This is a genomic window from Streptomyces humidus, from assembly GCF_014649655.1.
GTDB lineage: Bacteria > Actinomycetota > Actinomycetes > Streptomycetales > Streptomycetaceae > Streptomyces > Streptomyces humidus.
Genome location: NZ_BMTL01000044.1, coordinates 49,643 through 64,060 on the forward strand (window position 1 = coordinate 49,643; position 14,418 = coordinate 64,060).

The following is a 14,418-nucleotide window of genomic DNA, read 5'->3' on the forward strand; positions in this document are numbered from 1 at the left end:
GACTCGTTCCTCCCCCCGGGCAGGCCCCACCGGCCTGCGGTCCGCGCGCCGTCCGTACCGCTGAGTCGCGGTCCCCCGCGCATCAGTAGGCCCCCTGGCCGTAGAGCACCGCACGCAGCGTCTTCCACAAGATCACCGTGTCCAGGGCGAGCGACCAGTCCTCCACGTACCGCAGGTCCAGCCGGACCGCCTCCTCCCACGACAGGTCGCTGCGCCCGCTGATCTGCCACAGCCCCGTGAGTCCGGGCTTGACCAGCAGCCGCCGCCGGATGTCCGGGCCGTACGCGGCGGACTCCTCCGGCAGCGGAGGCCGCGGACCGACGAGCGACATCGATCCGGTGAGCACGTTGAACAGCTGCGGGAGTTCGTCGATCGAGTACCGGCGCAGCACCCCTCCCACCCGGGTCACCCGCGGATCCCGGCGGAGCTTGAACAGCGGGCCGGCGCCCTCGTTGAGGTCGGCCAGCTGGGCACGCGCCCGGTCGGCGTCGGCGACCATGGTGCGGAACTTGAGAATGGTGAACTCGCCGCCGTCCTTGCCGACCCTGCGCTGGCGGTAGAACACCCCGCCCCGGCTGTCCATCAGCACGAGCAGCCCCACGAACACCATCAGCGGCGCGAACAGGACCAGCAGGACGGCCGCGCCCAGCCGGTCGACGACCTCTTTGACCGCCCGGCGGCCCCCGGTGAAGGTCGGCATGCTGACCCGCAGCAGCGGGATCCCCAGCACGGCGTCGATGTGCAGCCGCGGGCCGGCCACCTCCATGAGCACGGGGGCCACGACCATCTCGGTGTCGGTGCCCTCGAGGTTCCAGGCCAGCCGCTGCAGCCGGTGCGGTGACCAGTGCGGGTCGGGCGTGACCGCGACGACGCGGTAGCCGTCGCCGTGGACGTGCTTGGCGACGTCCGACAGCCGGCCGACGACTCGCACCCCGTCCAGCAGGTCGCCGTCGAGTCCGGGACCGTCCGTCGTGCACACCGCGTCCACCCGCCAGCCGAGGTGCGGGAACTTGCGGGTCCGGCTGATCAGGTCCCGCACGGTGTCCGGGCTCCCGGCCGCGAGCACCGGCCGCAGACACAGCCCTTCCTTGCGCTGCCTGTGCAGCCCGAGGCGCAGCAGATATCTCGCGGTCATGGTGACGAGCGCGATCGCCGGGATGGCGACGAAGATCCAGAGCTTGATGTTGCGCGAGGTGAGGGCGATCCCGCCGAGCGCCAGGACGACGGTCGCCGCGAAGAGCGAGCGTCCGAGCCGGCGGAACTCCTCGGCGCCCTGGCCGAGCACGGCAGGTGTCCAGGCCCGGCTCACCGCGAGCGACCCCAGCACCAGCAGCTCGGTGCCGAACGCGAGTATCCCCCACTTCTCATGCCAGTTGGCCGCGTCCCGGGCCCCGAAGAAGTTGCCGATCCCCGCCACCACGAAGGCGGTGGCCACGGTGTCGCTGGTGATCACGGTACGGCGGTACCGCTGCTCCCAGTCGCTCGCGGGCCGGCTGACCGCTCCGTTCGCCGGACGCCCGCGCGTCGACGGAAACGGGCTGACCAATTCCCCTTGCCGCACAGAACCCCCCAGGTTCCCAGTGATTTCGACGTGATCGCCGCCGGGAGGCCCCCGCCTCCCGCACTGTGCCTCCCCTCGGGAGGCCCCCACCTCCCGCACTGTCGCCCGCCCGGGAGGCCCCCGCCTCCCGCGCCGCGCTGTTCCTCCCCTCGGGAGGCCCCCGCCTCCCGTGCACGACCTACCGGATTCCGGCTATTGCAGAGTCGCTCGGGCACCCCGCCCCGGCGGCAGCGGACATGCCTGTGCCATCGGAGTCCTGAGATGCGCGAGAACCTTTCGGAACCTCGGGTGCTCCCCGCACTCAAGGCTCTCTCGGGTTCCGTGAATTGGTGCTCCCTACGTCTGGCACCGGGAAGCCGACTGTGGGCTTTCGCTGTTGCCGGACCTATTGATCATTACGGGTTGCCTCATGTCCGAACGGCTGAAGCAAGGTCAATCTAGACCATCGAGGCCGGTATGAAGAGAGGATGTGTGTAATTTGTGCTTAAGCTTTGATTCTTGATCAATCGGCCGGCGACCACCCGTGGACGCCTCGCCGTCACCACCCGCTCCAACGGCCCGCGGGGCCCCTGGGCACGGCTCCCGCGCGGTAGCGATCATCGAGCGCGCAGGCCCTGCGCGGCCTCGGTCCGGCGGCAGTTGCCCGGTTCCCCGTTGTGCGCGGACGGACGCCCGGAAGTTTCGGTGCGGACACCTGGAAGTCCCGGTGTCGCGATATCGCCTTGCCCCGGGCGCTGCGGGAAGGCACGCGCACGGTGAAGCCGACGCTCGAGCGGAGCGGGCCGGATCGGCATTCAGGCCGCCGGGGGACACCCCAGCAAGATCCATTATGCGGTGCCCGTCGAAGAATGCGCATTCGGCATGCGCGCCAGGCATATGCATTTCGATGCCGTCGAGACGGCGAACGTATACGGAGGGCGGCGAACGTATACGGGGGGTGGCGAATATATGCGGTCGGTTCCGTGGGGGCGCGTTCACGGCGCGGGGGAGCGCCGGAAGAGAAGGAAGCGCCGCACGGCTACGACGCCGCCCCCACGCCTCACCCCGGCCGGCGCGAGGCCTGACGGGGGGCGAGATCACCGGGACCGTCCCCGCGGGGCGCCGGGAAACACGCTGATGCGGCCATTACGCGGGCGACCTGGCCGGCGACGGTGACGGTGATGGCGACGGGCCCGAGTGGGTGTCGGCGTCCGGGGCCGGGCCTGCTTGCCCGGCATGGCGGCAGCTCTTCGTGCGCCCGTCTGTCACCGGCCCACGCCCGGTCCGGGGCACTCCTGAGCGGCCGTGCGGCTGCGGCTGCTGGTGCGGTCGGCGGGTACCGGCCGCACCCGCACCAGCACCCGCTCGACACAGGTCCGTCGCGGCGCGCGCTCAGCGGTCGGAGTAGCTGAAGTCGCCCACGGTCCAGGCGCTGACGTCCTCGATCGCCACGCGGTACATGCCGCCCGTCTCCGGGATCCCCACCGTGCCCTGGAGGATCCGGGCGACATGGAAGTGCAGATGCGTCGGCGGCCCCTCCTTCCCGGGTGTGGCGAAGACGGCGGAGAACTCGCCCAGGCGGTCCGAATCCGTCAGCACCTCCGACACCCGCTGTCTCCACACCCCCTCGGGAGCCAAGCGACCGGTGATGACAGCGCCACCGGTGACCACGGTCAGGGACATCTGGTTGCTCTGCTCGGACTCCACCAGGGCGGCGACGGCGACCAGCAGTTCGTCAGGCTTCGACACGGGACAGATTGTATTCACCGGCCGTCCGGCTGGTGGGGCGGTACGCCCTGACCGGCCGGACGGACTCTCTCGATCTCGCCGCCGGCCCCCGCCGGACCTGGCGAGCGGCCAGATCGTCAGTGGTCCGACCGCAGCGGGTTACCTCATGTTCCAGCGCGCAGAAATCTGTATCCGTCGGAGTAGACATTGTGCAGGGGGGTGGTTATGGTTTCACTCGTAGCCGAGATCGAGCAGGACCCGGCAGAGACGAACAGCCGGGAGCAGTACGCGTAGTCGGTAGTTCGCAGGACGGTGCGGTGGTGGAGTGTCGAAGCCAGTGTTCTCGCAGGACGGCGACGGGACTGACGACCGCACCGGGTGGCCCGCAGTGATCAGGGGCCGCCGGAAGCAGTACCGCAAGGGCAGTACCAGCAGTGAGGCAAGTGAGCGGTACCCCGGTGAAGGCGTCGGCTGCGGGCGCGCGCACCGGGAGGTCCGGCAGTGGGGTTCCGAGCCAGAGCAGATGCTGGACGGGCGACGGGGCCGGCTGCCGGAGGGTGGCGCTTCGCGAGGCCACCGGTGGTTCGCAGTACCGGCGGTGCACAGGATGCAGCAGGGCGCACCGCCCGCATGGCAAGTGATCGGTTCAGAGGGAAGAGCGGAGGGCTTCAGCGCCATCAGGATCGCCCGGGCGGAAGTGGTGAACCCGGGTACCGCAGGACATCGACAGTGAGGTGGTCTCCGGTCAAGCAACCGCGATCCCCGCGCCCCCGACAGCGTCTCGGTCGGGTCAGCGGACACAGAAGGCCGGCGAAGCAGTAGGGCCGGCAGATGGTGTAGCAGTTCCTTCGGGGCCCCGGTGTCGCCACGACACCGGGGCCCCTCGACCGTGCGGCGTGCCTGATCGCTTCCCCCGGCTCATGGGCCCCGTCGGGACGGGTGCACGGCTGTCAGGTCGGGGACAGGCGGCATCTGTGGCGCAGCCCGTGCGAAGCCGCCCACGGCGAGGTGGAGGCGCACAGCAGCTGCTGGGCCACCGTCCTGGACGCACCCATCCACGACGGGCCACGCGCCCGAACCAACCTGGAGCGCCGGCGCCAAGTTCGTGACCTGCTCGATCAGGTCGTGGGCCTGCTCTGTATCGGAGGCCTCGTCTCTCGACTGCGGTCAGCGCGACATGATGGCCGGCTGTGCTGCGCCTGTGCGTTTGCCCGGATCGTCGCCACGGGTCAGTGGACCGCACGCTCGTCCGGGACGAGCGCCACCTGCGCCAGGCATACCGCCGACGGGAAACCGGAAGGCTTGCAAATGTGCCCGAATAGAGTTGGGTTCATCACATGAGCACCGAAGAGAAGCAGAGCCCCCGAGAACGGTTGCTGGAGGCGGCGGCCACGCTCACCTACCGAGACGGCGTCGGTGTCGGCATCGAGGCGCTGTGCAAGGCGGCGGGAGTGTCGAAGCGCTCCATGTACCAGCTGTTCGAGAGCAAGGACGAACTGCTGGCAGCCAGCCTTGAACGACGCGCCTCCGTCTTCGTGGCGAGGCTCCTGCCTGCGGCGGACGCCGGCCTTTCATCCCGCGAGCGGATCTTGTACGTCTTCGAGCAGGTGGAATCGCAGGCGGGTGCGCCGGAGTTTCGCGGCTGTCCGTACTTGGCTGTGCAGATCGAGCTCAAGGATCAGAGCCACCCTGCTAGCCAGGTGGCCCATCGGGTCAAGGAGAACCTGACAGCCTTCTTCCGTGCCGAGGCCGAACAAGGCGGGGCGAGCGATCCCGACCTGCTGGCCCGGCAGCTCAGTCTGGTCTTCGACGGCGCCAGCGCCCGTGCCGGGATCGGCGCCGACAGGCTGCCGGGGCTGATCGCGCCCACGGTGGCCACCCTGCTCGATGCGGCAGGCGTGCACTGAGGCAGCACATGCCGTGCACGGGGTCGTCTCGGCCGGCGGAGCCCGCACCAGGCGCCCTGGGGTCGCACCACCTCGTGGGCCCAGGAGATCCGTTCGGCGTCGTGGCTGCTCAAGGGGGCGCCTTTCGTCGTCCATGGGGCACAGGCCGCAGTCCGGTGGCGATCGGGCATGGAATCAGCTGAGCTCCTGCCGCCGCGGGTACAGGGGCGGTGCCCACAGCAGGAGTCCGCCTGCAAGGCCGAGAGCCGCGAACAGCCACCAGACACGGTGGAAGGATGCGACGGCCGTCGCCGCCGAAGGGGTCCCGAGGACCGCCACGAAGAGGCTGATGCCGAGCACGGCGCCGAGCTGGCGGAGGCTTGCGTTGATCGCCGAGCCGAGCCCGAACCGCGCTGGAGGCAGCCCCTGGACGGCGGCTGCGGACTGGACGGGCAGGGTCAGCCCTATGCCGAGCCCTGTCAGCAGCGCGGCGGGCAGCCAATGTGTGGCCCAGTGCGGGCTGACGCCTACGAAGGCAGCACTGAGGGTGAGACCTGCTGTCCAGCAGACGGCGCCGGCGGTCAGTATCTTTCGCGCTCCGTGTGTGCGGGAGAGCCGGCCGGCGGTGCGGGCGATGGCGGTGACCACCAGCGGGCTGGGCGTGGTCGCGAGGGCGGCGCGCAGCACCGAATAGTGCCACACCGTCTGCAGAAAGATGATGTTGCTGAGCAGGGTTCCGTAGAAGGCCGTCGCGAAGACCATGGTCGCGGCGTTGACGAGCCGGAACTGCCGGACACGGAAGAGGGCGAAGTCGATCACGGGTTGGGCGGCGGAGCGGTCGCGCAGCACGAAGGCCGGCAGCAGCAACGCGGCGAGCGTGAGAGCACCGATCACCCGCGGGTCGGACCAGCCCCACCTCGGCCCCTCGATGATGCCCAGACTCAGTGCTGCGGGTATCGCGGCGACCAGCAGCACACCGATCAGGTCGGGCAGGCCCCGGGAGTGCCGGTCGCGCGATTCGCGCAGCAAGCGCAGGCCGAAGGCGGCGATCACCGCACAGATCGGCACGTTGACCAGGAAGACCCAGCGCCAGGAGGCGTACTGGGTCAGCAGCGCACCCAGCGTGGGCCCGAGGGCGGCGGCGGCCGCGCTCATCGAACCCCAGGTGCCGATCGCGACCGGCCGCTGCGCCGGCGGGAATTCCGGCAGTAGCAGGGCAAGCGACGTCGGCGTGACCAGCGCGGCGAACGCCGCCTGCAAAGCCCGCCCGGCGATGAGCGCCCCGGTGTCCGGCGCGAGGCCGCACAAGGCGCTCGTCACGGCGAAGCCGATGATGCCGATCAGGAAGACGCGCTTGCGGCCGTAGCGGTCGGCGAGCCGCCCTGCGGGGATGAGGACGGCGGCGAACACCAGGCTGTAGACGTTGAGCACCCAGGCCAGGTGGTCAGCCGTGACGTGGAAACCGCGGCCGATCGCTTCGAAGGCGACGTTGACGATCGTCGTGTCGAGGAACACCACGAACGCGCCGAGGCTGCTGAGCGCTAGTACGCGCAGTGCATGGCGCCGCGCGGCGGGGTCCTGGGCGGGCTCCGCCGACACCGGGTCGGCGGTCACGGCCGCAGGCACTTTCTCGGGCATGGTCACGGTTTCCCAGATGAGTGTGTTGTGATTTCCAACTGACTCGCCTGACGCTAACGCGAGTGAGTTCAGGAACACAACCGTCTAGTCTGGAAAGATGGAGGTACAGCGCGAACCGGGCAGGGACCGGCAGTCAGGTATGTCCGGAGAAGTCACATCACCCCTGACGTCGGCGATGGCGGACATGCCGGTGGGCGTGCGCCCGTGCTCGATGGCCGCCGCGCTGGAGATCGTCGGCGAGCGATGGTCGCTCCTCGCGCTGCGGGAGCTCGCCTACGGCGTGCACCGCTTCGGAAAGATCGCCGACTACACGGGCGCCTCGCGCGACATCCTCACCGACCGGCTCCGCAAGCTCGAGGCGGCCGCTGTGATCGAACGGCGGCAATACTGCGAGCATCCCCCGCGCTTCGAGTACCACCTGACGCAGGCGGGGCGGGAGCTCTTCCCTGCGATGATCAGCCTCCTGCAATGGGGCGACAAGTGGGCGGTGGATCACCCCGCCCTCGCCTTGCGGCACGAGTGCGGCCAGCCACTGAGCGCGGAGGTCGCATGCCGCCACTGCGCCGGGCAGATCACCCCGCACTCCCTGTCCCTTGAACCGCGCGAGGTACGGCCGGAGGGGTGAGCCCTGCGGCTCCCGCAGGTCCGGCCTCGCATCGGCCCCCACGAGGGCCGCGCCGGCGACGAGCCGGATCATCGCCCACGCGGCACCGCGACGAGGAGAGTCCGCGTTCCTCGAGCCGGACCGGACCTCGCCCTGGGTTCCCGCAGAGAGCAGTGACCGGCGCCGGCTGCCGGGCGGCGCGAACGGTCGCCATCTCGCCGGTACTCGTCTTTGGCCCCCACGACGCGGTTCTCGTCGACCCGGTGATGACGGCCCAGCGGGCCGCCCCGCTCGCCGAGTCGGTGGCGTCCGCCTCCGGCGTGCTCGAGCTTGCGCATGGAAACCGGTCGGTTTACGTTTGGGAAACCGATCGGTTTCTCGTGAGTCCGGGAGTCAATGATGAGCATGCATCGGCCGGTGGCGCTTGTGACGGGTGCGTCATCCGGCATCGGGAAGGCAGCCGCGCTCGCGCTGGTCGAAGCGGGTTTCGACGTGGTCGGCACAAGCCGCGACACCTCCCGCGTCACCCCCCTTGGCGGCGTGGCCTTCCTCGACCTCGACGTGGCCGATGACGCGTCGGTCACCGCCGTGGTCCAGCAGGTGTTCGACCGGTTCGGCCGGATCGATGTCCTGGTCAACAACGCCGGTATGGGCATGACGGGTGCCGCCGAGGAGAACTCCGTCTCGCAGGCCCAGGCCCTCTTCGAGGTCAACGTCTTCGGCGTGATGCGCATGGTGAAGGCGGTCCTGCCGCACATGCGCGCCCGGGGACGCGGACGCATCATCAACCTTTCCTCCGTGGTCGGCTTCCTCCCCTCGCCCTACATGGCCGTCTACTCCGCCTCCAAGCATGCGATCGAGGGTTACTCCGAGTCCCTGGACCACGAAGTCCGCGAGCACGGGGTCCGGGCACTGCTCGTCCAACCCGCCTACACCAGCACCGGATTCGAGGCCAACAGTCCGCGGCCCGACACGCCCCTGGAGGTGTACGCGGCCCAGCGGCGCACCTTCGACCACATGTTGGAGGCCGCGATCAAGAACGGCGACGACCCCGCCGTCGTCGCCAGGGTCATCGTCGCGGCAGCGACCGACCCGAAGCCGAGGCTGCGCTATACCGCGGGTCCCACGGCCGGACGCGCCAGCGCCCTGCGCCGCATCGCTCCGGCCGGGGTCTTCGACAAGCAGATCCGCAAGCTCAACCAGCTGGCCGGCTGACACCTGCCCGCCCCCGACCGACCCGCACAGCAGCGGCGCAGAGAGGAAGCCGGTCTTCCGGTGAGGCTGACGCTCTACGGAGGAGCACCCTTCACACTGACGGTTGGAGCGCTGGACTTGAAAGAAGTCACCCACCCGGCGGCGCAGGCCGATACGGTGCGTCGGGTGGAAGAGCGCAATCAGGGGCTTCGACCAACCGGCTCTTCCGGGTCACGCATCCCGCGGTGATCCGAAGCCGGACGCGCCGGCGTTCGCTCCCGTCAGGCGACAGCGAACGACGGCTGTACGACAGCGACTCCTGGATCTCCTGGTGAGGCGTCAGATCTTCGCGCAGGGAGCCGGTGCCCTGCGGCGGCCAGTCGATCTCGCCGACGGCGTCGACGAGGTCGACGAGGTCGACGAGGTCGACGAGCAGGCCGCCGACACCGCGCCAACGCCGGTAGACCGTGCCGCGGTGCACAGCTGCGCACCTGCCCGGCCCCGTGCCTCCGCTGTGAGACCGGCTCTGCTCAGGCGGGTGCCGCGGCGCCCTCGCCCCGGGGCGCGCGGGCCGGGCCCGTCGCTGCTGAGGACGAGATCAGGCCCACTGCCGGGCTCGGCGAGACGCGGGAGCCCACCCTGGCGTACGAAGCCGCTGTCCGAGCTATGAATCGGTCGAAGGGAAGTGGCCTTTCGGCTTCTGTCCTGCGCGTCGCAGTCCGGAAGGGGACGTGTCGAACCAGCGACGTACCGCACGAGTGAGGCTGGACTGTTCGTGCATTCCCAGTGCGGCCGCGATGTGCGAGAACGACAGGTCGGTAGTCGTGATCAGGTCAAGGGCCTGAGTCCTGCGAACGCGGTCGACGACGCCGCTGAAGGTCGTGCCCTCCTTGGACAGGGACCGCTGCAGCGAACGCGGGTGGAGCCTCAGCAGGCGTGCGACTTTCGAGAGGTCCGGATAGTCGGATCCGTGCTGCTCGCTGAGACTCGCTGCCACCAGCTCCGAGATCGGCGCGCCGCTGTTGCCGAAGTGTGTCTGGAGATAGCCGATCGCGATGTCGCGAAGCAGGTTGTTGCCGCCGCTGACCGGCACTGAGCACAGTTGGTTCGGGACACGCAGAACCGCACTCGGACACTCGAACCTGACCTCGGCTCCGAAGTACTCCTGGTAGGCGCTTTCAGTGGCCAGGCGAGCGTGCGGAAGCTGGACCGAACGAAGTCCGTAGGGCGCGCCGCCGTTGACCAGCTTCAGGACGCGGTGAACGATCCCAATGCCGTAGTCGATCGACTGCGGCGAAGTGTTCGTCGTCGTGCTCGCGTAGCGAAGTCCGATCATCCCGGGAGTTCCCAGCGGATCTTCGATCTCCTCGAGTGAGATGGCCGGGCTGAAGACGAACAGGTACCGGCTCGCGCACCCGACGGCCTCGCCGATCGTGCGTGAGTTCTCCATGGCGATCGCCAGCGGTCCCAGCATGTGCAGATCCTGCTGCGCCGCCATTCTCAGCCCGAGGTCGGGCAGCGCGAACCGGCCGGCCGCTTCCTCGAGAACACGCTCGGCCAGTCGGACGCTGACGAATGAGTTGCCCTCGGCGATCTTCGCCTCGTCGAAGCCGTACGCCGCGAGGAGTTCGTGACCGGGGCCGCCGACCTCGCTGACGATCGCGGACAGCCCCCGCAAGGCCGAGGCCCGGACGGGCAGGTCGGTGTCACGCAAGGACAAATCCTTGTCGCTTGAGGACAAGTCGCGAGTCGCGCAACGGAGAAAACTTCATATCCACACCCCCGTCGAGGACCCCGTCGATGAAGCCGGAGGAGACCGTGGCACTCACCCGATCAATCCTAAGCCCCGCCGACCTGCCGACAGCCGGAGAGTTCGACTTCCGCTGGAGGCTCGCCGTCCGTGACCGCCTTGCGGGCATGGACCTGCACCCCACAGGAGCGGTCGACGGCTTCGGACGGATCGAGGAGCTGGACCTCGGAGACCTCCTCGTCACCGACTGGGTCTGCCCGCAGGTCGAAGGGGTCCGAGGCAGCAACCTCGCGCGTCACGACGATGACGCGCTGGTGCTCTTCGCCGCTCGCGCCGGTGAGCAGATCATCGAGACTCCTGACCAGTCCGTCATCCTCCGGCCAGGGACGATTCTCATCATGAGCACCCGCACGACCGGACGGTTCGTGGTCCCGCAGCACCTGGCCAAGCGAACGGTCAGGGTGCCCATGACCGCCCTGTCCCCGTTCGACACAGGGGGTGGTGTGCCCGGTTGCCTGCTCCTGGAGACCGCTCAGAGCCCGTTGGCCCACCTCCTTCAGGAATTCCTCATGAGCATGGACCGTCACGTCGGGGCGATGTCCGCCGCGGAAGTCGAGGTCACGCGCAACGCCCTCCTCGTCCTCATCGCCGGTGTGATCCGTGCGAGCAGGTCCGACACCGGCGGCAGTGGGTTCCTGCAGCTGCTCCGACGGCAGCTGGAGGCATGGATCGTCGACCGTCTTTCCGATGGCCCGATCAGAGTCGCCGACCTCGCTGCCACGCACAGCATTGCACCCAGGACGGTCCACCGGGCTTTCGCGTCGACCGGAGACACGGTCGGATCGGTCGTCCGCGCACACCGCCTGGCAGCGGCCAGGGGCGACCTGGTGAACACGAACCTCTCCATTGCCGCGATCGCGTACCGGTGGGGCTTCTGCGATGCCAGCCACTTGGGGCGGGAGTTCCGTCGCGAGTTCTCGTTGTCGCCCGGCGACTATCGCGAAGCTCACGGATTCGCCTGACCTGCTGCGCACAGACCGTGGCACAGCCGTACCAGTGCGCGGCGCAATCGTTCTATGAAGCGCCCGCACGCGTTCGTAGATTGCCTGTGTCCAAGGCTGCAACTCGCGGGACAGACCAACCGAAGTGAACCACACCTCGAGAGGCGGACCACGCCAAGTGGGCCACGACGCGAGAGACGGAACACGCCAAGCGAATCGGAAGATCATATGAATCGCGAAGACATTGAGTTCCAGGGCGAGGGTGACGCCACCCTCCGGGGCTGGTTCTATCCGGCCAAGAACACCAGCGCCTGCGCACCAGTCGTCGTCCTGGCGCACGGACTGTCATGCGTCAAGGAGATGCACCTCGACGACTATGCCGCGGTCTTCGCCGAAGCCGGCCTCAACGCGCTCGTCTACGACCACCAGAACTTCGGTGACAGCGATGGAGCTCCCCGCCAGGAGGTCGACCCGGTCCTGCAGTACAGGGACTTCCGGAACGCGATCACCTACGCCATCACCCGCCCTGATGTCGACGCGTCGAAGGTCGGAGTCTGGGGCTCCAGTTTCTCGGGTGGACACGCCCTCATGGTCGCGGCGATCGACAAGAGGGTGAAGGCCGTCGTCTCCCAGGTGCCCTTCGTCTCGGGGTCAGGCATCCTGCGCCGGTTGATCCGGCCTGACTTCATCGCACACACCCGCGCGGCTCTGGGCGGCGACCGACTCCACCGGTTCGCGGGCGGAGAGCCCACGATGCTCCCGGTCGTCACACCCGACCCGACGGCGCAGGCTGTGATGCCCGCGACCGAGGCCTACGAGTGGTTCAGCAAGACGTCGGCGGACCGGGCGCCCAACTGGAAGAACGAGATGACCGTCCGGAGCCTGGAGCTGGCGGGCGAGTACGAGCCGGGCAGCTACATCAGCCGGATCGCCCCGACCCCACTCCTGATGATCGTGGCGGGCGAGGACGCGGTGGCGCCGTTCGAGCTTGCCCTCGACGCGTACGAGGAGGCCCGGGAGCCGAAGCAGATCATCGTCACCCGGGGCGGCCACTTCGACGCCTACAGCGGCCCCGGGTTCGACGAGTGCTCCGCAGCCGCACGAGACCACTTCGTCAAGTACCTCCGGGCCTGAGACACCCGCACCAGAGCCACATCCACACGCCACCCATCCACGAGGAGCCGCAGTGCCGTACTGGGAGATCTTCACCCCCGAGAACGCCTACACCCCGGAGGACAAGGAACAGCTGGCAGAGGCGATCACCTCGATCTACGTGGACTATGCCAACCTGCCCAAGTTCTACGTCGTGGTCCTGTTCAAGGACATGCCGGCGAACACCATGTACGTCGGCGGCAAGCCGGCCGACAACTTCGTGCGGATCCGGGTGGACCACATCGCCCGGCAGATGGACGACCCCCAGATGCGGTTCCTGTGCATGGAGGTGATCGAGGAGAAGCTGGCGCCGTTCGTGAAGGAACGCGGCTACGACTGGGAGGTCCACATCGACGAGACCGCCATGGACCTGTGGCGTACCCAGGGCCTCGTTCCGCCTCCCCCCGAGTCCGACATGGAGAAGCTCTGGGCCAAGGAGAACCGGGCCGTCCCGTACGAGGGGGCGAGCTGACCCCCTGACCGAAGGCCCGGCGCACCGGCGGGCGCTGACAGCCACCGCGCCCCGGGCCCTCTACCGTCTCCGGCGCTGACAGCCACCGCGCCCCGGGCCCTCTACCGTCTCCGGCGCCTGAGGAGTGCGCCGTGACCACGTCGTGGGGCACCGCTCCGACCGTCGCGATCATCCTTGCGCCCTGCGTCGCCGCTGCCCCCCTGCCAGGTTGTTGGTCCTGCGGGTCCGCAGGACCAACCGCTCCGACGGTCACGAGGGTGCTCGGGGGACTGTGGCACTCGCGTACCAGCGCCGGGCGCGCTCGTTCTATGAGTCGACGATCATGCGTTCATAACGTGGTTTCACCCGCCGACGATCACCATGCCGCGTCGGCCGACCACACTGCTACCGGAGGTACCTCATGACCACCGACACCCACTCGCCGGCCGTCCCCGTCCGGGCCACCGTCTTCGTCGGTCGCTGGCCGAAGGTTCCGGTCGAGGAGTTTCCCGGCATTCCGTTCGGCACGTTCGCGCCGACCACAGCCACCTTGGTGAGCGGCGCCACCGAGGTGGTCCTGATCGACGCGCTCTACCTCAAGGAGGACGTCCAGGACCTCGGCGATCTGATCGAGCGCACCGGCAAGAAGCTCACGACGATCTACATCACCCATGATCACGCCGATCACTACCTGGGCCTCGGACCGCTTCTGGAGCGGTTCCCGGAGGCGAAGTGCGTGGCGCTTCCCCACGTGATCGAGTCCATCAAGGAGACCATGCAGATGCAGACCGAGCAGTGGAGGCTGCTGTTCGGCGACGCCTGCGTCCTGGCGGGGCCGGTTCCCGACCCGTTGGAGGGCCACACCCTGTACGTCGACGGATCTCCTCTGCAGATCATCGAGGTCAAGCAGGCGGACATCCATCCCACGACCATCGTGCACATCCCCGAGATCGATGTCGTCGTGGCCGGCGACTCCATCTACCACGAGATCCACCCGATGCTCGGCCTGTCGACGCCCGCGGAGTGGCAGGACTGGCTGGAGACCGTGGACGTCGTGGAGAGGCTCCGGCCGCGAATGATCGCGTGCGGACACCGCAGGCCCGACGGCGACGACCACGCGGTCGACACCATGATCGCCCAGACCCGCGCCTACCTCCAGGACTTCGCAGCCGCCTACGAGGTCGCCAAGGACGCCGAGGAACTGGTGGCCACCATGACGGCGAAGTACCCGAACCACGGCAACGTCTGGACGCTCCAGTTCTCCGCCATCATGGCGATCGGGCGGCGCGATGCCGCGCAGTGACCGAGCCTCTCACGTGGATCCCGCGGCAGTTGCCTGCGCGTCGAAACGCGCCACCCCCCGATAGGTGAACTCACCTTGACGCTCTCCTCCCTGAAGGAAGGAGATTCTTACGGCTCGCGCCGTGAGACTTCCTGTTTCATCGCCGACCGCCCGCCCGGAGTGCTCCGTTGA

Annotated in this window: 12 protein-coding genes; 7 read left to right on the plus strand and 5 right to left on the minus strand. The window is 68.7% G+C overall.

The features are described 5' to 3' along the window. Window positions 1–82 precede the first annotated feature (82 nt). On the minus strand, window positions 83–1,561 hold the full coding sequence (locus tag IE239_RS36110; RefSeq protein WP_190153714.1) for a sugar transferase: 1,479 nt from the start codon (window positions 1,559–1,561) through the stop codon (window positions 83–85). 1,371 nt (window positions 1,562–2,932) lie between these two features. Continuing rightward, window positions 2,933–3,289 (minus strand): hypothetical protein, encoded by a 357-nt coding sequence (locus IE239_RS36115; RefSeq protein WP_190153715.1) that lies wholly within the window; start codon window positions 3,287–3,289, stop codon window positions 2,933–2,935. A gap of 1,316 nt (window positions 3,290–4,605) precedes the next feature. Between IE239_RS36115 and IE239_RS36120 the strand changes: the two genes are divergently transcribed. After that, the gene (locus IE239_RS36120) at window positions 4,606–5,175 is read left to right on the plus strand and encodes a TetR/AcrR family transcriptional regulator (protein ID WP_190153716.1); all 570 of its coding nucleotides are present in this window, start codon (window positions 4,606–4,608) and stop codon (window positions 5,173–5,175) included. 174 nt (window positions 5,176–5,349) lie between these two features. On the opposite strand, the gene IE239_RS36125 is transcribed toward IE239_RS36120, so the two are convergent. Next, complete coding sequence (locus IE239_RS36125) at window positions 5,350–6,792, minus strand: MFS transporter (protein ID WP_190153717.1); 1,443 nt, start codon at window positions 6,790–6,792, stop codon at window positions 5,350–5,352. 139 nt (window positions 6,793–6,931) lie between these two features. Between IE239_RS36125 and IE239_RS36130 the strand changes: the two genes are divergently transcribed. Further along, on the plus strand, window positions 6,932–7,417 hold the full coding sequence (locus IE239_RS36130) for a winged helix-turn-helix transcriptional regulator (protein WP_229878587.1): 486 nt from the start codon (window positions 6,932–6,934) through the stop codon (window positions 7,415–7,417). Between the two features lie 378 nt (window positions 7,418–7,795). Continuing rightward, entirely contained in the window at window positions 7,796–8,611 is an 816-nt protein-coding gene (locus IE239_RS36135; protein ID WP_373308201.1) for an oxidoreductase, read from the plus strand. A gap of 127 nt (window positions 8,612–8,738) precedes the next feature. Here the strand turns inward: IE239_RS36135 and IE239_RS36140 are convergent, their stop codons facing one another. Both IE239_RS36140 and IE239_RS36145 read right to left on the minus strand, forming a co-directional pair. Continuing rightward, window positions 8,739–9,071, minus strand: coding sequence for a hypothetical protein (locus IE239_RS36140; RefSeq protein WP_190153729.1), 333 nt, complete (start codon window positions 9,069–9,071; stop codon window positions 8,739–8,741). Between the two features lie 183 nt (window positions 9,072–9,254). Then, window positions 9,255–10,304: an AraC family transcriptional regulator gene (locus tag IE239_RS36145; protein ID WP_190153719.1), complete on the minus strand. Its 1,050-nt coding sequence runs from the start codon at window positions 10,302–10,304 to the stop codon at window positions 9,255–9,257. 86 nt (window positions 10,305–10,390) lie between these two features. Here IE239_RS36145 and IE239_RS36150 point away from each other — a divergent pair, with 86 nt between their 5' ends. The 4 genes from IE239_RS36150 (at window position 10,391) to IE239_RS36165 (ending at window position 14,247) form a co-directional block, all read left to right on the plus strand. After that, the gene (locus IE239_RS36150) at window positions 10,391–11,362 is read left to right on the plus strand and encodes a helix-turn-helix domain-containing protein (protein WP_190153720.1); all 972 of its coding nucleotides are present in this window, start codon (window positions 10,391–10,393) and stop codon (window positions 11,360–11,362) included. 207 nt (window positions 11,363–11,569) lie between these two features. Continuing rightward, the gene (locus tag IE239_RS36155) at window positions 11,570–12,475 is read left to right on the plus strand and encodes an alpha/beta hydrolase (protein WP_190153721.1); all 906 of its coding nucleotides are present in this window, start codon (window positions 11,570–11,572) and stop codon (window positions 12,473–12,475) included. A 52-nt stretch (window positions 12,476–12,527) separates the two neighbouring features. After that, window positions 12,528–12,965 carry a tautomerase family protein gene (locus tag IE239_RS36160; RefSeq protein WP_190153722.1) on the plus strand — a complete coding sequence of 146 codons (438 nt, stop codon included), beginning with the start codon at window positions 12,528–12,530 and terminating at the stop codon, window positions 12,963–12,965. A gap of 400 nt (window positions 12,966–13,365) precedes the next feature. Further along, window positions 13,366–14,247 carry an MBL fold metallo-hydrolase gene (locus IE239_RS36165; RefSeq protein WP_190153723.1) on the plus strand — a complete coding sequence of 294 codons (882 nt, stop codon included), beginning with the start codon at window positions 13,366–13,368 and terminating at the stop codon, window positions 14,245–14,247. The last annotated feature ends 171 nt before the right edge of the window (window positions 14,248–14,418 follow it).